The organism is Arthrobacter sp. EM1 (assembly GCF_029964055.1).
Classification (GTDB): Bacteria; Actinomycetota; Actinomycetes; order Actinomycetales; family Micrococcaceae; genus Arthrobacter.
In genome coordinates this window covers 3,813,351-3,838,285 of sequence record NZ_CP124836.1, presented here as the reverse complement: position 1 = coordinate 3,838,285, position 24,935 = coordinate 3,813,351, and the positions used below count along the sequence as shown (strand labels likewise).

The window sequence follows — 24,935 nt, the reverse complement described above, 5'->3', positions numbered from 1 at the left end:
GTGGCGGCGGACCATCCGATGTCAGAGGCTTTGGACCTTGAATGCCGCGGCGGCCCGAGCGACCCGGCGGTGACGGACCGTTTTGTAGAGCCAGTCCGCAAGCAGCACGGCTGGGATGGCGGCAAGGGCCACGGCCAGACCGCCGGGCGAGGGCGGGGCTTGGCCCAGCAGCGTTGCCAGCGGCCCGAGGAACAGGAAGACCGCCAACAGTCCCAGCTCCGCCAGCACCGCCCAGATCAGCAGCCGGTTGCTGAACCAGCCCAGCCGCCACGGCGGCACGCTGGCGCTGCGGCAGGCGAAGGCGTTAGCGAGCTGGGCCAAGACCACTGTGGTGAACGCGGCTCCGGAGGCGGCCATCAGCACATCCGCCGCGGGCAGTGCCGCCCCGGGGGTCCAGCCCGCACCGAACAGGACAGCGGTGTACGCCGTCATTTCGAAGACCGCCTCGACCGGCCCCAGCACTCCGAACACGCGGATCATCAGCCCCCGGTCCATCAGGTGCCGCCGCTCCGGGGGCCGTTTCAGTGTTCCCTTGCTCGGGGCCTCGCTGCCCAGCGCCAGCGCGGGCAGCAGGTCGGTGCCGATGTCGAGGGCCAGGACCTGCAGCACGCTCAGCGCCAGCGGAAACCGCCCGCCGGAGAGCGCCCAAATGACAAAGGGAGTAAGTTCGGCGACGTTGTCCGTCAGGTGGTAGGTCAGGAAGCGCCGGATGTTCGCGTAGGTGGCGCGTCCCTGCTCCACTGCGGCGATGATGGTGGCGAAGTCGTCATCGAGCAGCACCAGGTCCGCCGCCTCCCGGGCCACGTCCGTGCCGCTGCGCCCCATCGCCACACCGATATCCGCCTGCCGGAGTGCCGGGCCGTCGTTGACGCCGTCGCCGGTCATTGCCACGACGTGGCCGCGGCGTTGCAGCAGGCGGGCGACCCGGAGTTTCTGTTCCGGGGTAACCCGGCTGACCACCACCCCGTCGCGGTCCAGCAGCGCGGTCAGGACGGCGTCGTCCTCGGGCAGGTGGTGTCCCTCCAGCACAAGCTCCGGGGTTCCGATCAGCCCGGTCTCCCGGGCGATGGCGGCTGCCGTGAAGGCATGGTCTCCGGTAACCATGGCCACTTTGATTCCGGCCCCGCGGGCCGCCTCGAGCGCCACCCGGACCTCGGCGCGGGGTGGGTCGTGCAGGCCGATCAGCCCCAGCAGCGTCAGTCCGCGTTCAACGTCCTCAAGCTTGAAATCGGCGCCGGGCAGGCCAGGCAGGCTCCGCTCGGCGACGGCCAGTACCCGGAGCCCGTGCGAGGCCATCTGGTCGACCATTTGCACGGCGCGGTCGGCGCCGTCGGCACCGTCCCCGCCCGCCCCGCCACACAGCGGAATCACGGACTCCGGGGCGCCCTTGACGTACAAGGTGGTCCCAGCGATTGCGGATTCCCGCAGCCGCCGGGGATCGAAGGCGAAGCGGTGCGACACCGCGGGCTCAGCGGGGCGCTGTCCGGTTCCTGCCAGCCGGGCCGCCAGCGCATCGATGGCGGCCTCCATCGGATCGCCCTCGACGATCCACTGCCCCTCGTGGAGCACCGCACGGCCCACGGACGCGGCCAGCGCCGCGGTGCTGAGGTGCCCTGCCTCCCCGGTTCCCGTTCCGGTGACCTCGGCCTCCGGGCCGTACCCTGCGCCGATGATGCTGACCAATCCGGCAGGGGTCCAGACCTCGACGGCGTTCATCCGGTTCTGGGTCAGGGTCCCGGTCTTGTCCGTGCAGATAAAGGTGGTGGAGCCGAGGGTCTCCACCGCTTCCAGGTTCCGGACGAGTGCGTTGCGCCGCGCCATCCGCTGCGCCCCCACCGCCAAGGACAGCGTGACCGTCGGCAGCAGGCCCTCGGGCACAAGTGCCACGGCGACCCCGATGGCAAACAGGAAGGCGTCCCGCCAGGAGATTCCCACCAAAAGGGAGAGGACAAAAAACAGTACGCCGATGCCCAGTGCCATCGCGGCCGTGATGCGGACGATCCGTTGCAGTTCCCGGGCCAGGGGGCTGGGCGGCGCCTCGACCTTTCCGGTCAGGGCCGCGATTTCGGCGAGCCGGGTCTTCCCGCCGGTGCTCGCGACCACACCTTCAGCCTGGCCGTTAACCAAAAAAGTCCCGCCAAACACGGTGTCGCCGGGGATCTTGGCGAGCGCCTCGCTTTCACCTGTGAGCATCGATTCATCCACGGAACAGCCTGCCGCCAACGCCAGCCGGAGATCCGCCGGGACCCGGTCGCCGGCAACCAGTACGACGGCGTCGTCGGGCACCAGCTCGGTGGTGTGGACCTTGATGATGCGGTTATCCCGCCGGACCGAGACCATCGCCGGGAGCAGTTCGCGCAGCTTCGCTGCGGCATGCTGAGCGCGCTCCTGCTGGATGTAGGCGAACACTCCGTTCACCAGGATCACAACGACGATCGCGATGGCCAACTGCGGCATCCCTGCCAGGTAGGCCAGCACGGAGGCGCACCACAGCAGCACGGCGAAGAAATGCGTGAGTTCGGCCAGCAGCCTGCGCCAGCCGGGTACCGTGCCGGCCTCCGGGAGCTTGTTCGCCCCGAAGTGTTCCAGCCTCCGGGCGGCCTCCGCCGAACTCAGTCCCGCGACGCCCGGCACGGCTCCGGCGCTCGGGCCGCCGACGCCGCTCCGTCCGGAAGTGGCCCCCGGCGTCACGGCTCCCCGGAGCCGCTTAGGCGCAACATTGCGGACCAACCCGGATCAGGTAGCTCATGGCTTGAGGGTGCGCCTCCACGCCCGGCCCACGTTAGGGCCAAAGGTCACGGCGGGTGTGGACGAGGGACTGCCACGAGGAATCCCGCAGTCACCGAAACGGCTGCACCGGCTCATGGCAGCGGCAATTCGGTCAGGTGGTTGTGAGCCACAAAATGTCAGTTTCCGAAGTCGTCTGCACGGAATGTCCACACTCGTCTGCACTACCCACTAAATTTCCGTAGGGAACGTCCCACGGAACACTTCTCGACCAAGCGGTTTCACTGCCTGGTGGGCATCCGTCCGCCAGGTAATGCGTGGTGTCGACCCCGCCGTCGCAAATATCTCCGGCATGCACGCTTAGGCTTGTTGTCCAGCCATCCCGTCGACGCCTGCGACGGTGGACAGTAGCGGTGGCCCTGATCTGGCTCAACACGCACGCCCGGATGAGTTGCTCCTCTTTAACGTCCTGGCCATGGTCGCCGAATTCGAAGCCGACCTGATCCGCTCACGAACCCGTGAGGGAATGGCCGTCGCCAAGGCGAAGGGCCGCCTGCGGGGGAAGCAGCCCACGCTCTCAAAAAACAGGAAGCGCACCTGGTCTGCGTACACCGGGCAGCGACCCACACGACCGTGGAACTGGCCGAACTCTTCGCGGTCGCGCGTTCCACCGTCTACGGCACCATCAAACGCGCAGGCGACCCCACGGGACCGCTTAGCGTGGAATTTCGTCGGAGCCCCGAGCGAAGGCCTTAACGCAATAGCCGCAACCGTTCCGTGCAGACATCTTCGATGCAAAACGCCGAGTTGCGCAGGCGGGTTCAAGCAACTAAATGTTCAGAGTCGTCTGCACAACCCCGTACTTTAACGGGTGCTTGTGCAGACGACTCCGAAAAACGACACTCTTGAACGCGCCTGATTGCTTGTAGCGGAAACGGTCGTTTTTGACCTGCGTTTCCTGCCCTGACGCCCTGGCTGTGACTCACGGCGATAAATGGCGGCTTTTCGCATCGTTTTTTGTCACTTAGCCCGCTGGGGTCCGTCTCCATGCGATGGGGAGAGGTGCCGCACCTGCCCATACGATCGCGGGTATGAGTCGGGTGAATATGGCAGTTTGATTCAGTACCGGTGGGACGGCTTGAACCAAGACCACCAACTACTCGCCGGTATACGCCGGAACGAACGCTGCGACGGCGAACTCCATCGCGATCGCAAGCAACGAATGCTTCTCCGGCTGGACCAAGACCTTCACGGACCCTCGTCTCTGCGCCGCGATCGTGGACAGGCTAACCTTCAACGGCTCCATCATCGAATCCGGCGCCGACTCGCCCACACCATCGCCCACCAAACACGCAAACCAACCGTAGTGAGCCCCAGGGGCTCGGCGCATCAAGTCCGAAATGACCGCCGAGTAAAGCTCTAAGCGCCATGAGGCCGCGTCACCTTTCGAATACCGGTGAGAGCCGAGTTCAGAACATCGGCGGCCGAGGTAGTTCTTCCCCGTTCCTCACGCGGGCAGACGGCGTCCGCCTCATGAGCCGCAGGAAATCTTTGCAGGCGTCATTCTCGGTGAAGAATATCTGTTCCTCAAACCGGCACCCGCGTTCGGAATAGTAGACCGCCCATTCATGGCCGCGATCCTCTAGACAGTACGTATCGTCAGGGGTGCCACCCTCAAGTTCATAGGCATTTGTTTTGTAGCCTTCAGACTCCAGAACTGTTTTCAGTTCGCTACGGTTCACTACAAACCTCCTTGAAGAATCTCGTCCATCGTTGACCTTGAATCCACTGACAAGATCGCCAGTGAGCGATGGTGGGGTCGGACCGCACATCTTCATATGCGTCCGCCAAGAGGCACTTCCACCGCCCTGACAGCTGTCCCGGATAATCTACACGCGGCCCGGGGATCAGCTCAGATGCTGCCGACAGCTTCGGCCAGCAGTCGGTGGCCCTCGGTCGAGGGATGGATGCCGTCGCTGAACAGGGCCGGGCGGTCGGCCAGGACGTTCCAGGTGTCCAGGAAGTCCCGGAAGGTCCGCTGGCACCAGGACCGCATGCTCTCCCGCAGGTCTAGGATCTCGTCCAGATGGAGGCCGGGTATCACTGTGGTGTCTACCCAGTTCGGGCTCATCACCACCACGCGCCGTCCCTGGGACTCCATGGCATCACAGAAGGACTCCAGCCGGGCGATTACGTCCTGGCTCACTTTTGCCCCGCTTCGTCCCTCGACATGGAGAAGGTCATTGATGCCGGCCGCCACCAGGATCGTGTCGGCGCGGCGGGCGGACACCTCGGCCTCGGCGGCGTCCAGGACCTCGAGCATGGTGGCGCCCGGCCAGGCCAGGTTGAAGAACCGGTTGTTCTCCTCGTCGCGGGCGATGTGTCGCGAGGCGACCCGGGCGGCCCAGCCGCCTTCCGGGGTGCAGCGCCCGTAGGCAATGCTATCGCCGATCAGGGCAATGCGTTCGGCCACGGCCAGAGGCTCGGCGGAGACGTAACACCAGGCCTGCCCGTGGGCTCCGGTGGGCACGCGGCGGCGGGCGTAGGCGCCGACCTCGTAGGCGTCGGCCGTGGCCAGCTGGTCAGGGGTTAGAGCCAGCAGGCCGCCGGATACTGAGTTACCTTCACGCCGGACGAGGCCGAGGTGAACGTTCTTGCCGCTCTTGGCAATCACATCCAGGTCGGTGATGACGACCTCGGTGGTTCCGTGCCCGATCAGGGAGTCCTTGACCGTGTTGAGCCGGGTGCCGAACAGCGACTGCTGCACCTTCTCATCCAACAGGGTGCCGAACGAGAAGACCAGGTCGGCCGGGGCAGAGGTTGTAGTGCGTTCCGGGTGTACCAGAGGGGTGCTCCTTGGGCAGAATTTTCGTCACTCGGATGCCGTCCGAACGGAAGCCGCACCGATACGACAAACTTAGCAGCGCCGTCGTCCTCCGGGAGCGGCCCATCGGACGGGACCGACTCCGGGGCGTGGGCTCGTGGGTGGTCCTGAATCAAGCCGTCTCAGTGGTCCCCAATTAGGTTGGCATACTCAGATTTCGTTGATGATCCGGTCCAAGGCTGCCTGGGTTGTCGCGAGGTTTGTGATGGTGTCCGAGATCCGGTCGCGTTCCTGGAGCAACCGGCTCCGCAGCTTGGGTGTCCTCACGCCGGGATCACTCATGCACGGGAGCAGATCGACCATCGTTGCGCTGCATATGCCGGCTCCGAAGAGCTCCTGGATGAGCCCCACACGGGCCGCCGCATCCGGGCCGTAGACCCTTTGCCCTGATCCGGTGCGGTCCGCGCTTAGCAGGCCCTGGTCCTCGTAGTACCGCAGTGAACGCACACTGACCCCTGTCGCGGCCGAAAGTTCTCCGATACGCATCTATGCCTTGCCTCTCACATTGGTGTCAGGTTCTAGGGTACGAGCATGACTACAGAGAAGAGAACCACAGCCCCTGTGCGCCAGCTGCGCCTCATCGTCGAAGCCGAAGATTACGAGGCCGCGGTGACGTTCTACCGAGACGTGCTGGGCCTCACTGAACAAGCCGCCTTTGAAGGTGACGGCGATGCCAGAGTCACCATCCTCGAGGTCGGTCGCGCCACGCTCGAACTCTCCAACCCGGCCCAGATCCGGATGATCGACGATATCGAGGCCGACGGCCAACGGAGCGCAAAAATCCGGGTCGCCTTCGAAGTGGACGATTCGGCCACGGCAACGAAGGATCTCGTCGCGGGCGGCGCCACCCTCGTTGCCGAGCCGCGCGAAACGCCATGGAAGTCATTGAACTCCAGGTTGACCGGTCCCGGGGGGTTGCAGCTGACCTTGTTCCAGGAACTGGAAGACATCCAGACACGCAGCACCCGCCCAGGGTTCAAACACCCCTAAAGCAGCTGCCAACGATTCACGGCACTCCAGGATCAGCTCAGGCCGCACCAGGACAGCACGAGCATAAAAGATCAGCCGCGGACGTCCCGCCCCCGCGTCCCCATCCCAATCGAAAAAGAGAATTCAATGTTCCACGCAACAACGGCCGACCGTGACGCATGCGGCGCCGGCAAGGTCATATCCAAGGATCAGCAGTTCGGGTACGCGATACAGGAACTCGGCATCTCCACAACCGATGGCGAAAAACGGGTAGAAGCCGGGGAGGGAACGTCCCTCTATTGCATCGGCGGCCGCGGCTGGGCGTCCCTTCCTGGAGGACATGCCCGGTACGCCCTGGAGCCAGGGACCGTCTTCGCTGTCACTGAACCCGGATGTGGGGTCATCATCAACGCAGCCGAGGACCTTACGATGCTGCGGGTGGACCATACACGTAACAGTTGAGAGACCGTCTGGCCGAATGAAACAGTCCCCCATCGCTAACCAACACCCGACAGGAACATCCATGAGCCACGCGCGAAATCCCACCATTGACCCCCGTGCCGCACTGGTGATCATCGATGCGCAACGGGCCTTCGACGACGCCGCGTACTGGGGTCCTCGCGATAACCCCTCCTGCGAGGCGAACATCGCGGCCCTGCTGATGCGCTGGCGGGAAACCGGCCGTCCCATCGTTTTCGTCCGCCACGATTCGACCACGCCCTCCTCCCCCCTGCACCCGAACAACCCCGGCAACGCGTTCAAGGACATCATCACCGGCACACCGGATCTTCTGGTGCGCAAGAACGTCAACTCCAGCTTCCACGGCACCCCCGATCTACACGCGTGGCTTCAGGAAAACGACATCAAGGAGCTGGTCGTCTGCGGAATCACCACCAACCATTGCTGCGAAACCACGGCTCGAGTCGGGGGCAATCTGGGCTACCGGGTCTACTTCCCCCTCGACGCGACCCACACCTTCGACCGCACCGCCCCGGACAGACAAAACGTCACCGCGGCTGACCTGTCACGGATGACAGGGGTGAATCTCCACGAAGAGTTCGCCACAGTCGTGACCACATCGGATCTGCTAGAACGGGCAACGCAGATTACTGCCCGGTAGCCGGAGCTGACACGACTGTCCTTTCCGCGTCCCCTGGGGCCTCAGGCGCTCCCGCGGTCGGCGGCTCTCGCGCTTGGTCTAGATCCCAGCGATTGGTTCGGTGAGCTGCCCGGACCGGCTGATGAAGGGTGAGTGGCTCGACTCAAGACAGACCGCATTGGTGCACCGATGGGCCATTCGTTCCTGCGGGGCGGGGCTGATCCTTGTTCAACCACCCACCCCCGGCAAGCGTCCCCAGCTTCGTTGCCGGCTGGTGCCGCGTTCAGTCGAGGACTGCGGCTACCGCTTCGACTTCCACGAGCTGGTCGGGGTAGCCGAGAACAGTGACTCCCATCAGGGTGCTGGGAACATCGTGGTCACCGAACGAGGTGCGGACAACGTCCCACGCAGCCACCAGGTCGACCCTGTCGTTAGACGCGACGAGAACGCGAGTGCTGATCACATCCTCCAAGCCCGCACCGGCCGCCTCCAAAGCAAGGCGCATGTTCGCTATCGCCTTCTCCGCCTGGGCCGTGTAGTCACCTACCCCCGCCGTCGAACCATCCGCGTTCAGCGGACATGCGCCGGCCAGGAAGATAAGGCGGGCGCCGCTGGGGGCGGTTGCTGCGTATGCGTACTGCGCAACGTCTGCCAGAGAGTCCGAACGAATGAGACTGACCACTCGCGCCATGTTTGCCTCCATTGTGGTTGCCCCACTTTTCTGTCCATCGGGTCACGTCTGTCGGCTCGCGAAGCGAGCTTCTCTTGATCAGAGCGTCAAAACAGTTCGTTCGTCTGTGAGCCGGGCCAGTGCGCGGGCCTCGGCGCTGCCGGGTTCGGCCGTGTAGGTCAGGATCCGATGACCGGAATCGTCCGGCATGGTCAGGACCTCAAACCCGAGCTCCAGCGGTCCGAGCGCAGGGTGGTGCAGGGTTTTGCTACCGGACATGCAGTTCTCGACCGGGTGTTCGGCCCACATCACGGCGAATTCCGGGCTTTTGAGGGTCAGCTCACCGACCAGCGCGGCGAGCTCGGCGTCGTCGGCGAACCGGCCCGACAGGAGCCGCAGGGAGGCCACGGCGCGGCCGGCCTCGGTCCGCCAGTGCGCATACAGGTTCCGTGTGGCTTCGTCCAGGAAGAGCATCCGGGTCATGTTCGGCCGCTGTGTCGGCGTTTCCGGGGATTCGAAGTCCAGATGCGGGGCGACCAGGCCGTGGCCGGCGGCGTTCCAGGCCAGGACCTCCGTGCGTTTACCCAGCACCACCGCCGGGACCGGGTGCATGGACTCGATCAGCCGTTTCGTTCCGGGCCGGACATGGTCCGGGCGGCTGCGGGAAGGCTTCGCGTTCCGGCGCCGGATTCCGGAGAGGTCCGCGAGGTGCTTGCGTTCGACGTCGGTCAACGCCAGCGCCCTGGAAAGGGAGTTAATGACGGCGTCGGAGGCGTTCAGGTGCTGGCCCTGTTCCAGCCGGGCATAGTAGGTCACGCTCATCCCGGCCATCATCGCCACCTCCTCACGCCGCAGGCCAGGCACCCGCCGCGTCCCGTAGTCCATGAGCCCGACATCGCCCGGGCTCAGGGAGGCCCGTCGTTTGCGCAGGAACTCGCCCATGGCTACCGGTTGATTCATACCTGTGAGTATTCCCGAACATCACCAACTGTGGGTAGCACTGCCAGTGCTACCCACAGCACGGCGTGGCTGTCCGTGCCCGGGACCGGCAGGGTGGAAGGGAACCCATCCCAGACTTCAGCGATCGGACATCCCCGCCATGACAGCCCGCGACACCTCACCACTCCCCCAGCTCACCGCACCACCGGCCCCGCCAGCTCCCGCAGCGCCTCCCCGGATGACCGGCCGGCAGCGGCTCATCATGGTCCTGCTGCTGACCGCCAGCTTCACCCTCGCGGTGGACTTCTCCATCCTCAACGTCGCACTCCCCCGCATCGGGGCCGACGTCGGATTCTCCCTCGAACACCTGCAGTGGATCGCGACGTCCTTCGCGCTCTGCGCGGCAGGATTCACCCTGTTCTTCGGCCGGGTCGCTGACCTCTTCGGCCGCAAACGCCTCTTCATCGCCGGCATGGCTCTGCTCGGGATTGGTTCCCTTCTCGGCGGCCTCGCCACCGATCCCGGCCTGTTGCTGGCCGCACGTGTCGCCCAGGGCCTCGCCACCGCCGCCGTCACCCCGGCCGCCCTGTCCCTGCTCACGACGTCCTTCCCCGAGGGACCGCTGCGGGACAAAGCCCTGGGACTGAACGGCTCCCTAATGGCCGCCGGCTTCACCACCGGCGCGATCCTCGGCGGACTCCTGACCGACCTGCTCTCCTGGCGGTGGGCGTTCTTCATCAACATCCCCGTCGCGGCCTTCGTTCTGATCCTGGCACCGAAACTCCTGACCGAATCCGCCCGGGGGAACAGGACGAAGCTCGATGTCCCAGGCGCCGTCACCGTCACCATTGCCCTGCTCGCACTCGTCTTCGGCCTGACCACGGCCGGCGAGAAGGGCTGGGACGACCCACTGGCGTGGGGCACCCTGACCGCAGGCGCGGCATTGTTCATCGTGTTCTTCTTCATCGAAAAGAACACCGCCCATGCCCTCGTCCCCGTGAGTATCCTGCGCCGAAACAACATCGCCTGGGGCAACATCGCCGGAATCCTCGCGTTCGCCACCGAAACCTCCCTGGTCTTCGTCCTCACCCTCTACCTCCAGCAGGTCCTCGGCTACACCCCGCTCGGGGCCGGCCTGTCCTTCGCCGTGCTCGGCGCCGGCACCATCGTCGGGGGCCTGATCGCGCCGAAGCTCATCGGCAGGCTCGGCAACAAAAACACCATCATCCTCGGCCTCACCATCCAGGCCGCCGCCACCGGATCCCTGCTCCTCATCAACACCAGCCAAGGATCCCTGATCATCGTGCTGATCGGAACCTTCATCGGCGGCGTCGCCAACCTCGCCGCTATCGTCGGTTTCATGGTCACCGCCACCACCGGGCTGCCGGACACCGAACAGGGCCTCGCCACCGGGCTGACGACCATGAGCCAGCAGGTCGGCATCACCATGGGCATCCCGGTCATGAGCACCATCATCGCCGCGTCCCTACTCCGGCACGGCAGCGACAACGCCCCGCAGCAGGTCCTGGACGCCGTATTACCGGCCATCGGCATCAACGCCGGCCTCTGCCTCGCCACAGCACTACTCGTCGGACTCCTTCTGCGCATGCGTCCTGCAGTCCCGGCAGAAGCAAACTAGACCCAGTCCTCCGCCAAGAGACCCTCCCGGGCTGCCGGCCGGGCGGGGAAGCAAACGTCTTTTGGCGCTAGGCTTCGGTCCATGATTATCTGGCTCAACGGCACCCACGGGGCGGGTAAAACAACGACGAGCGCGCTCGTGCAGCAGTTGCTGCCCGGATCCCGCGTCTTCGACGCTGAAAAGGTCGGTGAGGTACTCATGGACATCAAACCCGGGCTTCCGGCGACGGATAACTTCCAGCACTGGGACCCGTGGCGGACGCTCGTTGTCGAAACCGCCAGGCGTGTGCTCGAGTACACCGGCGGAACGCTCGTGATGCCGATGACGGTCTTGGTGGAGACCTACTGGCGGGAGATCAGCGAGGGGCTGAGCGCTCACGGCATACCGATCCAGCATTTTGTTCTCCACGCCGACCAGGCAACGCTCCGCGACCGAATACAGAACGATAAGGACCTTGCCCCTTCGACGTTCCGCTTCGCGTACCTGGAACCGTACGCCGAGGCAGCTCATACTTGGCTGCACCATGAAGCCGAGGTCATCGACACCACGCACATCACGGCGGACCAAGCTGCGCAACGGATCGCGGATTCAGTCCTTAGCCGCCAACGGCACACACCACCCGGCAGCCTGCCCGACGACGGTCAGCTTCCGGAAACCCGCCTGTCGAAAACTAGTCTTTAGCTGTGACAGACGAGCAAATACTCAGCGGAGGCAACGCCAGCGGCGTCGTCGTGCGTGTGGGGTCAACCGTCCGTAAACCGTGGACCGAGGCGACCCCTCATGTCCTGGCCTTCATGACAGCAGTCCGGGCGGCCGGGGTCGATGTCCCCGCTGCCCTCGGCCAAGATGCCCAAGGCAGGCAGGTCACGGAATTCATTCCAGGCCGGCTTGCCCTCGATTCGGATCCACTCACCCATGCAGAACTCGGCAGGGTCGGAGCGATGGTGCGGGCCATCCACGACGCAAGCGAAGCATTCACCCCAGACCCTGGCGCGTCGTGGATCACGGCGATTCCCAGTCCCGGCGAAGAGCTAATCTGCCACAACGACCTCGCGCCGTGGAACCTCATCATCGGTGAACGATGGGCATTTATCGACTGGGACGCTGCCGCGCCGAGCACCCGGCTATGGGACCTTGCCTACGCCGCCCAAGCCTTCACGCTCTCCAACACCCAGCAGGCTCCCAAGGAAGCGGCACAAAATCTCGCAGCATTCGTCGATGGCTATGCAGCAGACCCTGGCCTGCGCGCCGGCCTCCCCGCCGCAATGTATCGCCGCGCCGCAGCCATGCACAACCTTCTCAGGTCTTCTCACGAGACAGGTCAGGAACCGTGGGGGACCATGTATGCCAATGGGCACGGCGACCACTGGAGAACCGCAACTCAATACGCAAAACAGCACCAACGCATCTGGGTCGAAGCGCTCCTCCCATCAACACGTTAACGGATCGGCGTACCGGAGGGCTTCTTCGCGCCTTGCGCGTGGCACGAGACCCGGCGACCGCCCTCCGGTTGACCGCGGGAGACAGAGACGAAGTGCTGATGGCACTGGCCTTGCGCCGCAACTCCGACGAGTCTGGGAACTAACAGGTTCGATCGACTGAACTTCATCACGGCAGGCCTTCGTCGCCGAGCATATGGACGAGCCCATCTGGTGATGTACAGTCCGGGCTATGGAACCAATAGTCAGGGAGAGCGCCCGAGTCAGCACCGCCGCCGGCGACCTCAACGCCCTGATTCACTACCGTCCTTCACCCCTCCCCCAGCCGGGACTGGTCCTGGTGGACGGCTCCGGAGACGGCACAGCCGATGGCTGGGGTGGTGCCGTTGATCTGCTCGTCTCGTGCGGAACAGTGGTCCTCACACACGACAAACCCGGGTGCGGCAATTCCTCCGGTGACTGGAGGACACAATCCCTGACTGCCCGGGCGGACGAATCCCTTGCGGCAGCGGCGCTGCTGAGGTCCCACCCAGCGGTAGCAGGCGTCGGGTGCGGCTTCTACGGAGTGAGCCAGGGCGGGTGGGTGGCGCTGATCGCAGCGGCCCTCGATGCCCGGATCCAGTTCGTCATCTCCAACTCCGGGCCCGGTGTCTCGCCCGCGTTCCAGGACCGCTTCCGAATCCTGAACAACCTCCGCCAGGACGGACAGGATGACATCTCCTTAGCGGAAGCCGGACGGTGGCTCGATGACCGGGCAGACCGGCTGCTTTCCGGGCAGGCCCCCGGGGAGGTCCTGACCCGTCAAGAAACCTTCAGCGGCAGAACCTGGTACGAAATCGCGACGCGTTACTTCGACACTGTTGAGATGCTGGGATTCCTCCGGCAGGTTCTCGACTTTGACCCCGCACAGATCCTGCCCAGGGTCCAGTGCCCGGTGCTGGCACTGCTGGGAGCATCCGACGCAATGGTTCCAGTCCCCGAAAGCCTGGCAGCCTTCTCGTCACTGCTCCGGCCACTGCCAGGCAATCCCCACGGCATAGCCGTGTTCCCTGGCGCCGGACACGGCCTGTTCATAGAAGACCCCGATCCGACAAAAGACAGAGCGTCGCAACTGGCACCGGGCTTCATCCCCATGGTTCACGCCTTCATTCACAAAAACACGTCCGCCGCAGTCGACAACAACAGCAACTGACTCACGCCCAGCGGATTCCGATCCTGTGGATCCTCATGCCTTCTCGTGAAAGGCGAGTCTTTGTCCCAGAGACGCCTGGAACCGAATCAAGTACCCGTCGGGATCTGCCACCAGAAACTGTGTGACGCCGGCTTCGTGCTCGCCGGTTCTGTACCACTTGGTCTCCGGTGCCATGAAGAGCGGCCATCCTCCGGCATCGAGGGCCTTCACAATCGGCTCGATCGACGGAACCGAAACCTGAAAGTTGACCCCGCGCCCCAGCGGACGTTCAAGAGGCCCGGTGATCCAGTTTCGACCCATTCCGACCTGCTCCAGCATGACGTGCGCCGAGCCTATGGCGATATAGGCAAAACCCTCGTTCATCCGGTGATAGAGCACCGCGAACCCGCATAGCCCGCACCAGAAATCCAGGCTCTTGTCGAGATCCGTGATGAGAAGTTCCGGCACCAGGACGGGGTCGGGTGCAGCGGTTGCCGTGGTCATACGCGGCTACTCTCGGAACGGTTCGCGCGCCAGACCGTGGCGTGCGCGAGGATTTGCGAGATGACGTCGGTCTTCGCATCCGCGTAGTCATTCATATCGGACCATCGTTGTCGTGCCAGCAACTTCTTCGTATAGGCATACAGGGTACGGTCGGTTTCATCGACCCGAAGCCAATCGCGCAGGTCTCTGTACTTCGAGACGGCCTCGTCCTCAGGGTTAAATACATGGACGTGAACATCTTTGGCAGGCGTCCTGAGCATGCGGTGCCCTTCCTCGCGGACTCGGAGAACAAAACCGGCGTCTTCCAGAGCCGGAATATATCCTGACTCGTCCTCAACGTCCATGACGGTCAGGAGGACGTCGATGATGGGCTTGGCCGATAAGCCCGGAACCGCTGTAGAGCCAATATGTTCTACGGACACCGCCTTCTCCCCGGCAGCATCCCGGATGGTTTGGGCGAGAGCTTCGAAGCGTTCGGGCCAGGAAGGGTCGTAGTCCACGATGACGATGGCTCGCGCTTCGCGGCCACCTATCAAGACGGCGTCCAGGCGCGCATCTGCTTCAGATTTCATCGATCAATCCTCGCACTCCGCGGCAGCTCCCGCTCCCCCACAATTGTGAAAACGACAACCCAATCTCGCTCCGGTTTCGACCCACATCAGTCAAAACTCATCAGCCACCAGTTTTGCAGCACCAGAATTTCGATAACGGTCCTTTTTGACCGGCGACTGTTCTGGCGCATGGGCGCAGTGAGACCGACGACGCACCTGCTTCCGATGCATCTAGGGTGGAACTATGGGGGAAACGACACGCGAGCCAATTTCCAATTTGATACCGGGCAGCCGCAGGAGGAATGTCCTCGCGGGGGCGGCCGTGGCAGCGATCCTCGTCCTCGGTTGGGGCGCCTACGCTGGCACCTTCCTATCGATCGCCGGAGCGCAGAGCTGGTCCGGAATTGCCTGCGATGGCGAATACCGGTCGGCCTCCTGCGCCTCTACGTCGGTGTGGCGGCAGTTTGAAATGACTATCACCCTCGCCCAGCTTGTAGCCCTGCCCATCCTGGTCTTCAACGGGATCAGACTGGCTTCGGGGGCCTGGTTCGACCGCGGCTGGATGCTATGGCTCGCTGCGGTCCTGCTGATCTGTATCGCCGTGGCTCCTCTGAACAACCCACAGCTCAGCTACCTCCCGTAGCCTTACCGTTCCCACCCGGTTCTGCCGGCCTGCCGGGAACAGCCTCAAAAATCGGTCGTTTTGACCGTGGCGCATAGGGCACGCGGGGTTCTGTTGATCGAAGCAACGCCATATGAGTTCCGAGCGCCTGGCCTACGGATCCGCTCGAGGTATTGGAGGGGCCAACTAGACTCGCTTGAACAACGAGGTTTGGGGAACCGATATGAGTACGCCAATAGTGCCGGCCAAAACGTCGACTACTCGACTGAACCGGCTGTCCGTCGCAGCCATCATCTTCGCCGTAATCGCTGCCTCCGGCGTCTGGATCTTTGGCGCCGCAGTTGTTGCTGTCTTTGCGGTGGGGTCCGGACACATGGCCCTCAGCCAGATTAGGTTGAAGGGAGAACGCGGCCGTGGTCTGGCCATTGTTGCCCTGGCCATCGGTTACGGCATCGCCACGTTCGCGTTGATCAATACGTTAATGTTCATTCCCGGCGCGCTCCAGCAGCTCGTTAGCTAGCGTCCATCCCGACAAAAGTCCGGCCTGATGAGTGCACGGTAAAGGATCCTTGAGCGGGCGGATAATCCGATGCACTGCAGCACCGTGGACGCCCAATTTCTGCCTTCCAGTTCGGCTCTCTGACGAAGCACCGGCCACGGGCGCGCGTTCTCCATGGCCTCGAGATCCCGTTGGATGGCGGGAGTGACTGACTGCATGACCGGGGACTCCAGGGATGCTTTTTCCTCGGAGCGCCAGGGTCGGTCTGCTAAGAACCCTCGAAATGGGCACCCGTTGCGAAAGTGGAAAGCCACCGGACGGGGATTACCTGGAGGTCGACGAGGACATGGCCGGCACCGTCGACCTCGGCGGCGGCGGCGACGGCCGCTCCCTCGTCGTGGTGCTGTGGGTGCTTGCCGGGTTCGAGTAACGCCCGGCTTTCGCGCTTGCACCGTTCGAGGTACAGGCGTCGCGGATGCTCAAGTCTGTCCCGAAGAAGGCCCGGATGCACGCCCAGCGGACAAGGGGCGCTAGACCGTGGGTGGCACCCGCCCCCACGTCTTTCAGCCTGGGAGACCGCCGCCGCCATTGTAGCCACCGTTGACCCGGGTGGCGTTCGGGTAATTGCGGCCGTCATTGCCCAGCTCGCGATCTCGGGTGGCACGTGGCTCGAAGTGAGGGTGCTTGTTACCAGCGCCCGCCTTCTTGCGTTTGATGACGAGGAAGTAGATGGCCGTTGCGATCAAAGCCGTGATAACGAAGGCCGCGATTGCTGTCTGAGTTGTGTCCATGGCTTGATTGTCCTCTCTATCCCGCGCGACTGGTGGATCCTTACGAGCCAATCATTACCCACTGGTCATTTTCCCGATGCTACCGCCCCCGGCCGGTGGGGTCGGATCGGACCCTGTGTGACCACGGTCTTGCCGCGGCATGGACGGAACCGGTGATCGATGCCGGAAAGGTAGAAATTAAGCCGCCCGCGAAGGAGGGCAAAGCCTGGACCGTGACCCAGGCTGACGCGGTCGCGGTCGACCCTGCCACCGTGATGGTGAGCGGGCGACTCGTCTTCAACGATTTCAACGTCGCAGCGAAACTCACGCGCTGGGGCATCGACGCGCACACGGGCGTTCTCTTCGGTCTCGCCAACCCGATCGTTCTTCCTGCGATTGCGCTCGGTCTCGCCGGAAGCGCCATCGGCGGATACTTCATGTGGTGGAAGCGCCGTCCCATCCGCGGTACGTCCTGGGCCATCGGACCGCCCCGGGCCCGCCGCTTCCTTCGCACCGCCTCGGGGCCGCTGACCGCAGCCGTAGCCGTCTTCGAGTCGGGTGACGCACGATGCGAACCGTCTGCGGCACTGTCCAAAAGGGATCCCTCCACGGGACGCCTGCGTGACGAGAGATGGTGCCTTCGATGCTCGGGCGGCGCCGGCTTATTGCTGCTTACGCGCAAGAAATCAGATCAATCCTGTCGTCTGGCGGGGAACCTTAGCTGTGACTTGCGTTCGATGCCCACGTGGGTAGGCTCGCGGCATGTCACAAGGTCGGTCTGACTCCGCAAAGCCCGGTCCGGGCTCCGCACCGAGGGAGAAATCAATGAGCAGTTCCGCACTGCCGGCGCTCATTGCTGGAGTGTTTTTCCTGCTCTGGGCGGCAATCCTTCTGACGTGGGCGCCGGTGGACACTCTCCGCCTGGTCACGGGCATCATCTTCGTGCCGATCGGCCTGGCACTGATCCTCAAGCACTTCATCGGCAGCCGACCCGCGAAACGCGAGCACTCCATGGCCTCAGCCGATGACCACTAGGACCCGAGCGCTCCGTAACTTGGCCGTCTACACGGCCGGGTTCCTGCCGTTCGCTCTCTTTTGGCGTTCCATCGGCTTCGTGCCGTCCGTGCTGATCGGCGTCGTAGCAATGCTGGTGGTCGCTCTGATCTTTCGCAGGCACGATGCGAAGTCCCGCACACCCCGCACGCTCCACCAATCCACCGAACAGGGGAAATGATGGCCGCAGGACGATGGGCACTTCTCATAGTTGCCGTAGTACTCATGATCGTCTCGGTAACTCTCGCCCTTCAGGGATCGGAGGGTCTGTGGTTCACCGCAGTGGCCATGGGCATCGCGATCTTCACCACCCTGCGGTCAGGACTCAAGGAACGTCGCCAGAACCAAGGCAACTCGGCGTCCGAAAGCTAGTACGCAGGGGCTGTGTGAGTTTCTGGCGGCCCAGCCAGACTGGCGGTGAAGTCAGCCACGAGATGCTGTCCGCGGTTGCTACGTCAGGAGGATGGCGCACCGCAGCGACGACGCCGCAGGCGGGTCCGGCCAGTCTCAAGTGGGGATTCTTCTTAGGCTTTCGGAGGCGCGGTTCTTGAATTCTTTCCCCTATAGCGCCGCCACAGGTAAAGACCCCAGAACCCGAGTGCAACGGCGAATACGGATGCAACTCCACGCCACCAGACAAAGGGCTGCCACAGTGCGAACAGGACCGCCCAGGCGAAGAATGAGGCACTTATCCAAGGGCTTGGAATCTTGTTGGCCATGCGGCCACCTTTCGAGTAATGCGTGCGGGGAAGGGAACGCCACCGCCACCGGGCACAACTGGCAAGGTCCGCCCTGGCCGCCGGACATCGATGAGCGGGTGCAGGTCGGCTATTCAGGGGTGTCCTAGGCTTCCTTGTCCGGACCCGGCAGGGCTGCCCTCCGGAGCTCCTTGATACGGAGGCGGAGGAAGATGATGCCGAGCACCAAGGCGTAAACAGCCAGCACTACGATTGCCACCATCACCACGGAGTAGAGAATTCCCAGTATTCCAATCGAAACCACGCTAAGCCCCCAGTTTTTTGATGCGACGAACCTACGGCGCAAGTCTCAGAGGCTAGCACTGTCCACCCTTTGACGGGGAGTCAACACCGCCCCCCGGTTCTTCCCCCGGAATAAGTGAAGGCCAAACCTAGGGACGGCATGTGCCCATGCCCAGCCACTCCGACGTGTGCCCATAAGACGATCGGCCTACGGGCGCGCATCTCGTAGCCACCCAATAACTAAGTTGCGTGTTTGGATGAAGCATGACCACCATCAAAGTAGTGAAGGCCAAAGACCTGCCACTCAGCGAAGTCCTAGAGCTATACCGTGCGGTGGAATGGCTTGCCTACACGAAGGACCCTGACAATCTAATACGAGCCTTGGAAGGATCTTCCACACTCGTGGCCGCTCATGATGGCCACACGCTGGTTGGACTAGCTCGCGTCATTTCCGATGGTGCTTCGATTTGCTACCTCCAGGACATCCTCGTGCGGCCGTCCCATCACAGAAGAGGTATAGGACGAGCCCTCGCTGAACGAGCGCTCGAACAGTACCCGCACGTGCGTCAGAAAGTCCTAATCACCGACGACCAGCTGAAGCAGAAAGCGTTCTATGAAGCGCTCGGCTACACCCAGACCGAGGAATTCCAAGGAGGATCGGTCAGGGCCTTCATCAGATTCGACTGAGTACCTACGTCCGTTAAAGGACCCCCATCTGGATGCCTTACGGCGATTCTGCGCTGCCCAGAAGACGAGGGAGAGACCGCTCGTGGTTCCAAACTTCCACTTCCTCCGCGTTCCAGACATCAAACAACGCATCTACGCCGTTGCTACGCGCATGCTCAATCTCTTGAGCAAAGAGCGGAGCGGCGTCGAGGAATTTGATATGGCTTCCGTTGCTGAGAGCAAGATCGGGTAACAGCTCAGGAGAGCGGTCAAAGAAGATCCATCCAGGGACTAACTGGTCGGGCTCACCCCGAAGCGCCCTAGGTCCCCGTCAGTCATCCGCAGGTAGCTGATGCCTGCCCAGCGTCCGCAGATATGCGGCAAAACCGTGCGGCGCCCTCGCCTGGATCCGGCCTGAGGTTAGCACTCGCATACTGTCGGTGGCAGTCACGGTGAAAGCGCGGCTCCGAAGGCTTTGCACCAGGGTCCGGTCCTCGTGCGAGACGAGTTTCGGGAATCCTCCGGCGGCCAGGTAGGCAGAGGCCCTGACACCGAAGTTGGCGCCGTAGATGTGCGGGTGGTCCTCCTCGAAGGGGTGGCGTTGCAGCCAGCGCCGCAGCAGCTCCGGGTCCATCCCTGCGGGGTCCGGTTCCACCGAACCCAATACGGCGTCGGCTCCGGCCTCGGCGAACTCCAGCTGGCGGACCAGCCAATGTTCCGGAACCCGCGAGTCGGCATCAGTGTTGGCCAGCCACGTCCGGCCCGCCCACGGCGGCGGGGTCCACCGCTTGCCGGGCGGCCGCCGCCGGGGTGAGCCGATGCCGGCGGCCCGGGCCCCGGCCGCCCGGCTGGCTCCGGCGCTGTGGAAGTCCACTTCGAGGGCACTAAAACGCCCGTCCGTGGCAGTGTAGCGTGCCGTGATGCCGGCAGACCCGTCGGTGCAGCCGTCCAGCACAACTGTCACGCCAACTTCCACGTCGGGCCGGATCCGGTGCAGCGCGTCGGCGGCGCACTGCACCGCCAACAGGGCATCGTCGAGGTGCTGGTCTTCGTTGTGGGCAGGAATCACCACAGCGATCCGGTCGATGCCGCATCCGCGGGGCAGCGGCAGCGCATGGGCGGCCATTCCGCCTAACCCTCCGGGCCCGGAACGACGGCGGTTTCCAGCGGAGCGGTCAGGACCTCCAGGATGAAGTCACGTTCGCGATACAGTCCGGCGTCGCTCCAGCCGAGTTGGCGGCGTGCTGCGGCGTGCACTGCGTCGCCGTCGAGCTCCCAGCCGGAGATCGGATGACGCCAGTGGCACAGGACCAGGGAGCCGCCGGGCAGGAGCGCGGCCTCGACCCGGGCGAACAGCCCGGCCAGCTCACCGGCTGCGAGGTAGTAGCCCACCTCGGAGACCACAATCAGGTCGAACCGGCCGTCCGGCCACTCCCGCGGGACAGTGAGCTGGCGGGTCCGGGCAGCGGGCAGGTGGTCGAGGCGCCGGGCGGCGTGGGCCAACGCGGCGCTGCTCGCGTCGACAGCCAGGAACGTGGTGCAGCGTTGTGCGAGTTCCGCGCTGAGCGTCCCGATCGAGCAGCCGACCTCCAGCCCTGCGGTATATACCTCGCCGGGCAGGGCGGCGAGGGTAAGCGAGCGTTTTCGCTGTTCGTACCAGCTGGTGGTGTACTCCCAGGGGTCGTCGGTTTCGGTGTGGACAGCATCAAAAACGCCTTCGGCGTCGGCGGCGGCGTAGGCGCCGGTGGCTCCAGTGGGGCGCTGCCAGGCGAACGTCTCAAATGGCCGTTCGAAGTGGCCCAGGAAGGCCGGCGAAAGCAGCGCCTCGTCCCCTGGCTGACCGGAGAGTGCCTGGACCTGCGACGAGTGGGCAGCCATCGCCGCGGCCTTGGCCCGTTGTTCCGCGGGATCCAGCGGCAGGCGCAGCCACGACTGCCATGCGGGGTCCGTGGCGTCCGCCCAGAGCCAGTACCAGATGGGGTATTCCAGCAGCCCGTGGCCGCCGGCATTGGCGGCCTCGGCCGCGGCGGCGCCCAATTCTTCGTGGTCTGTGTGGCCGTCGTGCCGGTACGGGGCCACGAGCGTAATGCCGGCCGGGGGCAGCCCCGAGGCGGCAGTTGCCTCGGCGATCGCGCGCTGGAGTGCCGCGCGCAGCTCTTCCCGGTGGTCGGCGAGCCTGCCGTCCGGTAGCCCGAGGAAACGCCACTCCGGTTCCGGCAGCAGGCGCTCGAGAGCACCGCCGAATTCTTTGAGCCGCACGCCGGCGAGCTGTTCCGGCGTCGTGCTGGGAGAGTCCGGGTGGGAGGACTCCCCGGCCGTGCACAACAGGACAGTGACGCGTGCGCCGAGCCGTTCGAGCCGAGCCATCAGACCGCCGGCACCAAGGGATTCGTCGTCCGGATGCGCGGCCAGGACAATAACCACCCGGCCGGCACCCTCCCCCGGCTCAAGCAGCAGCTCCGGCCGGGCAACCAGCCCGCTGGCCGCCCAGGCGGCCTCGCTGGTCCCGGCGTCCTGATGGGTGAAGCTCACCATGGGTGGTCCCCTTTGAGCGTGCGGGCACCGAGTTGCGCGTCGTCGCGCATGGTGTGGTGCTGGCGGATGTACAGCGAGAGGTCAGCCATACGCTTCCCATAGACGGGATCGAACGCGAGCGGGGCGGGCCCGAGATTCTGGCTGACAAGGGCCTGGATGTGTTCGACGGCGGTGGCCACCTGTCCGCGGACGCGCAGGGCCTCGCTCCAGGCGCCGCTGCCCGAGAGTTCCCCGGCATCAATTGCCTCCGCCGTCCGGGCCAGGTAACCGGTCAGGGCCGTCAGGGTACGGTCAATCTCGCCGAGGTGGGCGAGCGCGAGCTGGTCCGGTTTGCGGCCGCCGTCGGACGCCGCAACCAAAGCCTCCTTGAACCCGCGGGCCACCGCGACGGCGCCGCCCAGCCAGCAGGCCGCAACGCCCATGCCGCCCCAAGCGAAGCCGGGCCGGCGGTAATACCAGCCGGCGGCGCCCAGTGGCACGGCCGGAACGGCGTCGAAGCGCACTGTGCCGCTGGGGATTTCCCGGAGCCCCAGGCTGCTCCACCGCGGGTCTTCGAAGCTGACGCCCTGGGCATGGAGGTCCACTGCGAAAGCCGCCCTGCCGCCGTCGTCCAGGTGGGCGGTCACGACGGCGTGGTCCAGCTGGGCAGCCAGCGAGCACCATGGTTTGGCGCCGTGCAGCAGGAAACTGCCGTCAGTGGCTTTGGCCTCGAGCCGCAGGCCTGCCGCTTCGGCGGCAAACACACCCCAGGCGCCGGCGTCCGGGCCGTTCCGGTCCGGCAGCGCCGCGTGGCGGGCCGCTTGGCTGCCTGCGGCCAGGGCGGCGGACTGGGCGAGGATTGCCGCCGCGTCCAGATGCGGTTCAATGGCCCGTCCAGCCGCAACGTCGACGGCCGTGACGGAAGCCAACATTTCCCAGAGGAACGCCGTCCCTCCCTCGCCGGGGTTCGGTGCGGTTTCGGCTGCGGATTTGGCCAGCTCCAGCAGGGCCGGGACGTCGCCGACGGCGGACCGGGCTTCCGCCAGCAGGGGGCCGAGGCCGGCCAGGCGCTCCGGCCCGGAGCTTATCCGCACGGCCAGGGGCTGCTGGGAGGGTGGCTTCCGGTTCATTCGGGCCTGTTCTCCTTCGAATGGTGTCTGGTGCTTTGTCGTCCGCGCCTGCCGGCCGGACAACTGTTCGGCATAGGGCGACTCGCTCAGTAAATCTAAGCACACTTAGCACTTTTCGGATTCCGGCGTCAGTTCCGGCGCCGGCGGGAGGCCCCCCGCTGCTACAACACCCGCGCGAGGGCGAAGCCGTCCCAGCCTTTGGTGCCCACCGTCTGGATCACGGTGCCGTCCAGCCTCGGATCCTGGCCCAGCATGTCCAGGGCGCTGATGATCCCCCGGGCAGTGACGGGGTCCAGGGCGGGGTCCAGCACGGCACCCTCCCACACCATGTTGTCCATCACGATGGCCGTGCCGGGCCTGCCGAGGCGGATGGCCCAGTCGAGGTAGTGCGGGTTGTTTTCCTTGTCCGCGTCGATGAAAACGAAATCAAAGGGCTCAACGTCCTCGTCGGCGAGACCTCGCAGCGTCGCAAGCGCGAGCCCGGTCCGGATCTCCACCAGGTGGCCCAGGCCGGCGGCGTCCACATTGGCGCGGGCCACGCGGGCATGTTCGGGCAGGTATTCACAGCTGAGCAGCCGCCCGCCGTCGGGCAGTCCCTGTGCCATCCAGATGGTACTGAACCCCGCCAGGGTCCCGATTTCCAGCACGCGCCGGGCGCCGGAGAGCTGAACGAGGAGTTTGAGCAGTTTCCCGGCGTTGGGGGCCACCTCGATGGGCGGCATCCCCGCCTCAAGCGCCGTGGTGAGGGCGCGTTTGAGGGAGTTGTCCGCCCGGACCACAACGGCGGACAGGAAGTCTTCGACGGCGGACCAGCGGGCGGTGGGCTGATGCTCGAACATTGCCCCAGTCTTTCAGCTGCCCCGCCCCGGCGGTAGGCCCGACAGGGCCGATTCCTAGCCGGCCGCGGGGCTTGAGGCGCCCCCGATGGCTTCTTCCAACCGGTCAAGCTTTCCGGTCAGTTCGCCCGTAAAGCCCGGGCGAATGTCCGCTTTGATGACCAGCGAGACCCTGCTGCCGTAGCGGCCGACAGCCTCGGTGGCGCGCTTGACGACGTCGAAAACTTCATCCCACTCGCCCTCGATTGTGGTGAACATCGAGTCCGTGTGGTTCGGCAGACCAGACTCCCGCACGATCCGGACCGCTTCGGCGACGGCGTCGTGCACCGATGCCTCGTCCGAAGCGATGGCCCGGGAACCGGCTTCCGGGCCATCGGCCGTTCGCGCGGGACGGCCGGAGGGTGCGACGGAGAATGCAAGCAACATGGGCCCAGTCTTTCACGTACGCCGCCGCCCCGCGGCATGGCTGGCGGGCGGGGGCGTCAGGGGCCCGGACCGGAACCCGGACCGGGCCCCGGAACCCGCACCCCGGCCGCTGCCGCTGCCGCTGCCGCGCATACCGTCACATTCCCGCCTACCCGGGAGTAACCTCCCCGCCCCGGGTGCGCGTTGCTACCCTAAGCAAATGAACCGGGCAGCAGACCGCAAACCGCTCCGCGCTGATGCCGCGCGGAACGTGGACAAGATCATCACGGCCGCCCGCCTGTGCTTCCGTGAGCACGGCCCGGAAGTCCCGCTGCAGACCATCGCCGTGACCGCAGGAGTCGGCCCGGCGACGCTCTTCCGGAACTTCGCCGACAAGGAAGAACTGGTCCTCGCCGCACTGCACCGCCAGCTCGGTTTGCTGGTGGACCCGGTCATCGAGGAGGCCCTGGCCGGTCCCGACGCCGCCGACGGCCTCTTCCGTGTTATTGACGCGCTGATGGGCGTCGCTAGCGAAGAAGCCAACCTGCTTGGTGCCGTCGCTGGCCGGCGCGGGCTGCTGACCGGCATTACGGGGGACTTGATTGAGTCCGTCGCCGTGCTCCTGGGCCGCGGACAGGGCCAGGGTACGCTGCGCAGCGACATTTCGATGACCGACCTGATCCGGCTGCTGGCCATGCTGATTGGCGTGGTGGACACCATGGAGGCGGGTTCGGATGCCTGGCGCCGTGCGGCCGCCCTCGTCGAGGACGCGATCCGTTCGGAACGCCCCCACCGGCCGCTGCCGCCGCAGGCGCCCCTGCCGGGAACAGCCTTCGACTCCGTCCTTGGCTAGGGCCCGGCCTTGGCC

At 65.0% G+C, this 24,935-nt stretch carries 31 protein-coding genes and 2 pseudogenes; 18 read left to right on the top strand and 15 right to left on the bottom strand.

All coding sequences use genetic code 11. The features are described 5' to 3' along the window. Positions 1 to 21: 21 nt before the first annotated feature. A complete protein-coding gene (locus tag QI450_RS17845) occupies positions 22 to 2,634 on the bottom strand; it encodes a cation-transporting P-type ATPase (RefSeq protein WP_226774696.1) in 2,613 nt (870 codons plus the stop codon). A gap of 547 nt (positions 2,635 to 3,181) precedes the next feature. On the opposite strand from QI450_RS17845, the pseudogene QI450_RS17840 reads away from it, so the two are divergent. Both QI450_RS17840 and QI450_RS17835 read left to right on the top strand, forming a co-directional pair. Then, positions 3,182 to 3,483, top strand: a pseudogene (locus QI450_RS17840) (recombinase family protein); the annotation flags it as partial. Between the two features lie 440 nt (positions 3,484 to 3,923). Beyond that, positions 3,924 to 4,094, top strand: a pseudogene (locus tag QI450_RS17835) (ATP-binding protein); the annotation flags it as partial. Positions 4,095 to 4,196: 102 nt separating this feature from the next. Here the strand turns inward: QI450_RS17835 and QI450_RS17830 are convergent. The 3 genes from QI450_RS17830 to QI450_RS17820 all read right to left on the bottom strand — a co-directional run bounded on the left by QI450_RS17830 (position 4,197) and on the right by QI450_RS17820 (position 6,097). After that, positions 4,197 to 4,469, bottom strand: a complete 273-nt coding sequence (locus QI450_RS17830; RefSeq protein WP_226774653.1) for a hypothetical protein — start codon at positions 4,467 to 4,469, stop codon at positions 4,197 to 4,199. Positions 4,470 to 4,639: 170 nt separating this feature from the next. Then, positions 4,640 to 5,530 (bottom strand): GDSL-type esterase/lipase family protein, encoded by an 891-nt coding sequence (locus QI450_RS17825; protein ID WP_226774697.1) that lies wholly within the window; start codon positions 5,528 to 5,530, stop codon positions 4,640 to 4,642. A 231-nt stretch (positions 5,531 to 5,761) separates the two neighbouring features. Next, entirely contained in the window at positions 5,762 to 6,097 is a 336-nt protein-coding gene (locus QI450_RS17820; RefSeq protein WP_226774654.1) for a MerR family transcriptional regulator, read from the bottom strand. A 45-nt stretch (positions 6,098 to 6,142) separates the two neighbouring features. On the opposite strand from QI450_RS17820, the gene QI450_RS17815 reads away from it, so the two are divergent. The 3 genes from QI450_RS17815 (at position 6,143) to QI450_RS17805 (ending at position 7,700) form a co-directional block, all read left to right on the top strand. Then, complete coding sequence (locus QI450_RS17815) at positions 6,143 to 6,601, top strand: VOC family protein (protein ID WP_226774655.1); 459 nt, start codon at positions 6,143 to 6,145, stop codon at positions 6,599 to 6,601. Between the two features lie 126 nt (positions 6,602 to 6,727). Further along, the gene (locus tag QI450_RS17810; protein WP_226774656.1) at positions 6,728 to 7,042 is read left to right on the top strand and encodes a hypothetical protein; all 315 of its coding nucleotides are present in this window, start codon (positions 6,728 to 6,730) and stop codon (positions 7,040 to 7,042) included. Between the two features lie 61 nt (positions 7,043 to 7,103). Then, a complete protein-coding gene (locus QI450_RS17805) occupies positions 7,104 to 7,700 on the top strand; it encodes a cysteine hydrolase family protein (protein ID WP_226774657.1) in 597 nt (198 codons plus the stop codon). 262 nt (positions 7,701 to 7,962) lie between these two features. Here QI450_RS17805 and QI450_RS17800 read toward each other — a convergent pair whose 3' ends face one another. Both QI450_RS17800 and QI450_RS17795 read right to left on the bottom strand, forming a co-directional pair. Further along, positions 7,963 to 8,370: a Rid family hydrolase gene (locus QI450_RS17800; protein WP_226774658.1), complete on the bottom strand. Its 408-nt coding sequence runs from the start codon at positions 8,368 to 8,370 to the stop codon at positions 7,963 to 7,965. Positions 8,371 to 8,448: 78 nt separating this feature from the next. Further along, entirely contained in the window at positions 8,449 to 9,309 is an 861-nt protein-coding gene (locus tag QI450_RS17795; protein ID WP_226774659.1) for a helix-turn-helix transcriptional regulator, read from the bottom strand. A 139-nt stretch (positions 9,310 to 9,448) separates the two neighbouring features. On the opposite strand from QI450_RS17795, the gene QI450_RS17790 reads away from it, so the two are divergent. From QI450_RS17790 to QI450_RS17775, 4 genes are all read left to right on the top strand, one after another. After that, on the top strand, positions 9,449 to 10,927 hold the full coding sequence (locus tag QI450_RS17790) for an MFS transporter (protein ID WP_309485690.1): 1,479 nt from the start codon (positions 9,449 to 9,451) through the stop codon (positions 10,925 to 10,927). An 81-nt stretch (positions 10,928 to 11,008) separates the two neighbouring features. Continuing rightward, positions 11,009 to 11,608 carry an AAA family ATPase gene (locus QI450_RS17785; protein WP_226774660.1) on the top strand — a complete coding sequence of 200 codons (600 nt, stop codon included), beginning with the start codon at positions 11,009 to 11,011 and terminating at the stop codon, positions 11,606 to 11,608. A 2-nt stretch (positions 11,609 to 11,610) separates the two neighbouring features. Next, positions 11,611 to 12,369, top strand: coding sequence for a phosphotransferase (locus QI450_RS17780; protein WP_226774661.1), 759 nt, complete (start codon positions 11,611 to 11,613; stop codon positions 12,367 to 12,369). Between the two features lie 229 nt (positions 12,370 to 12,598). After that, positions 12,599 to 13,558 carry an alpha/beta hydrolase gene (locus QI450_RS17775; RefSeq protein ID WP_226774662.1) on the top strand — a complete coding sequence of 320 codons (960 nt, stop codon included), beginning with the start codon at positions 12,599 to 12,601 and terminating at the stop codon, positions 13,556 to 13,558. A 33-nt stretch (positions 13,559 to 13,591) separates the two neighbouring features. Here QI450_RS17775 and QI450_RS17770 read toward each other — a convergent pair whose 3' ends face one another. Together QI450_RS17770 and QI450_RS17765 are read right to left on the bottom strand one after the other, a co-directional pair. Then, positions 13,592 to 14,041, bottom strand: a complete 450-nt coding sequence (locus tag QI450_RS17770) for a VOC family protein (RefSeq protein ID WP_226774663.1) — start codon at positions 14,039 to 14,041, stop codon at positions 13,592 to 13,594. Further along, entirely contained in the window at positions 14,038 to 14,613 is a 576-nt protein-coding gene (locus tag QI450_RS17765; RefSeq protein WP_226774664.1) for a GrpB family protein, read from the bottom strand. Before QI450_RS17765 ends, QI450_RS17770 begins: the two co-directional genes overlap by 4 nt. Before the next feature lie 223 nt (positions 14,614 to 14,836). Here QI450_RS17765 and QI450_RS17760 point away from each other — a divergent pair, with 223 nt between their 5' ends. The 3 genes from QI450_RS17760 (at position 14,837) to QI450_RS17750 (ending at position 16,143) form a co-directional block, all read left to right on the top strand. Next, positions 14,837 to 15,235: a hypothetical protein gene (locus tag QI450_RS17760; RefSeq protein ID WP_226774665.1), complete on the top strand. Its 399-nt coding sequence runs from the start codon at positions 14,837 to 14,839 to the stop codon at positions 15,233 to 15,235. Positions 15,236 to 15,437: 202 nt separating this feature from the next. Beyond that, positions 15,438 to 15,734, top strand: coding sequence for a DUF4190 domain-containing protein (locus QI450_RS17755; protein ID WP_226774666.1), 297 nt, complete (start codon positions 15,438 to 15,440; stop codon positions 15,732 to 15,734). Between the two features lie 262 nt (positions 15,735 to 15,996). Next, the gene (locus QI450_RS17750; RefSeq protein WP_226774667.1) at positions 15,997 to 16,143 is read left to right on the top strand and encodes a hypothetical protein; all 147 of its coding nucleotides are present in this window, start codon (positions 15,997 to 15,999) and stop codon (positions 16,141 to 16,143) included. Positions 16,144 to 16,276: 133 nt separating this feature from the next. Here the strand turns inward: QI450_RS17750 and QI450_RS17745 are convergent, their stop codons facing one another. Further along, positions 16,277 to 16,504, bottom strand: a complete 228-nt coding sequence (locus QI450_RS17745) for a hypothetical protein (RefSeq protein WP_226774668.1) — start codon at positions 16,502 to 16,504, stop codon at positions 16,277 to 16,279. Between the two features lie 32 nt (positions 16,505 to 16,536). Between QI450_RS17745 and QI450_RS17740 the strand changes: the two genes are divergently transcribed. Genes QI450_RS17740 through QI450_RS17725 form a run of 4 tightly spaced genes read left to right on the top strand, consistent with a single transcriptional unit; the run spans position 16,537 to position 17,908 of the window. Then, the gene (locus QI450_RS17740; protein ID WP_348994517.1) at positions 16,537 to 17,265 is read left to right on the top strand and encodes a PepSY domain-containing protein; all 729 of its coding nucleotides are present in this window, start codon (positions 16,537 to 16,539) and stop codon (positions 17,263 to 17,265) included. Between the two features lie 43 nt (positions 17,266 to 17,308). Continuing rightward, positions 17,309 to 17,518, top strand: a complete 210-nt coding sequence (locus QI450_RS17735) for a hypothetical protein (RefSeq protein ID WP_226774670.1) — start codon at positions 17,309 to 17,311, stop codon at positions 17,516 to 17,518. Continuing rightward, positions 17,508 to 17,717: a hypothetical protein gene (locus QI450_RS17730; protein WP_226774671.1), complete on the top strand. Its 210-nt coding sequence runs from the start codon at positions 17,508 to 17,510 to the stop codon at positions 17,715 to 17,717. Before QI450_RS17735 ends, QI450_RS17730 begins: the two co-directional genes overlap by 11 nt. Before the next feature lie 44 nt (positions 17,718 to 17,761). Further along, on the top strand, positions 17,762 to 17,908 hold the full coding sequence (locus tag QI450_RS17725; protein ID WP_226774672.1) for a hypothetical protein: 147 nt from the start codon (positions 17,762 to 17,764) through the stop codon (positions 17,906 to 17,908). Between the two features lie 471 nt (positions 17,909 to 18,379). Here the strand turns inward: QI450_RS17725 and QI450_RS17720 are convergent, their stop codons facing one another. Beyond that, a complete protein-coding gene (locus QI450_RS17720) occupies positions 18,380 to 18,538 on the bottom strand; it encodes a hypothetical protein (RefSeq protein WP_226774673.1) in 159 nt (52 codons plus the stop codon). A gap of 242 nt (positions 18,539 to 18,780) precedes the next feature. Here QI450_RS17720 and QI450_RS17715 point away from each other — a divergent pair, with 242 nt between their 5' ends. Continuing rightward, positions 18,781 to 19,203 carry a GNAT family N-acetyltransferase gene (locus tag QI450_RS17715; protein ID WP_226774674.1) on the top strand — a complete coding sequence of 141 codons (423 nt, stop codon included), beginning with the start codon at positions 18,781 to 18,783 and terminating at the stop codon, positions 19,201 to 19,203. Between the two features lie 310 nt (positions 19,204 to 19,513). Here the strand turns inward: QI450_RS17715 and QI450_RS17710 are convergent, their stop codons facing one another. The 5 genes from QI450_RS17710 to QI450_RS17690 form a co-directional block, all read right to left on the bottom strand. Next, the gene (locus QI450_RS17710; protein ID WP_226774675.1) at positions 19,514 to 20,308 is read right to left on the bottom strand and encodes a glycosyltransferase; all 795 of its coding nucleotides are present in this window, start codon (positions 20,306 to 20,308) and stop codon (positions 19,514 to 19,516) included. Positions 20,309 to 20,313: 5 nt separating this feature from the next. Next, entirely contained in the window at positions 20,314 to 21,717 is a 1,404-nt protein-coding gene (locus QI450_RS17705; protein WP_226774676.1) for a bifunctional PIG-L family deacetylase/class I SAM-dependent methyltransferase, read from the bottom strand. Further along, positions 21,711 to 22,826: an acyl-CoA dehydrogenase family protein gene (locus QI450_RS17700; RefSeq protein ID WP_226774677.1), complete on the bottom strand. Its 1,116-nt coding sequence runs from the start codon at positions 22,824 to 22,826 to the stop codon at positions 21,711 to 21,713. Before QI450_RS17700 ends, QI450_RS17705 begins: the two co-directional genes overlap by 7 nt. A 161-nt stretch (positions 22,827 to 22,987) precedes the next feature. Next, positions 22,988 to 23,665 (bottom strand): O-methyltransferase, encoded by a 678-nt coding sequence (locus tag QI450_RS17695; RefSeq protein WP_226774678.1) that lies wholly within the window; start codon positions 23,663 to 23,665, stop codon positions 22,988 to 22,990. Positions 23,666 to 23,719: 54 nt separating this feature from the next. Further along, entirely contained in the window at positions 23,720 to 24,088 is a 369-nt protein-coding gene (locus QI450_RS17690; RefSeq protein WP_226774679.1) for a thiamine-binding protein, read from the bottom strand. A gap of 199 nt (positions 24,089 to 24,287) precedes the next feature. Between QI450_RS17690 and QI450_RS17685 the strand changes: the two genes are divergently transcribed. Then, positions 24,288 to 24,920, top strand: a complete 633-nt coding sequence (locus QI450_RS17685) for a TetR/AcrR family transcriptional regulator (protein WP_226774680.1) — start codon at positions 24,288 to 24,290, stop codon at positions 24,918 to 24,920. The last annotated feature ends 15 nt before the right edge of the window (positions 24,921 to 24,935 follow it).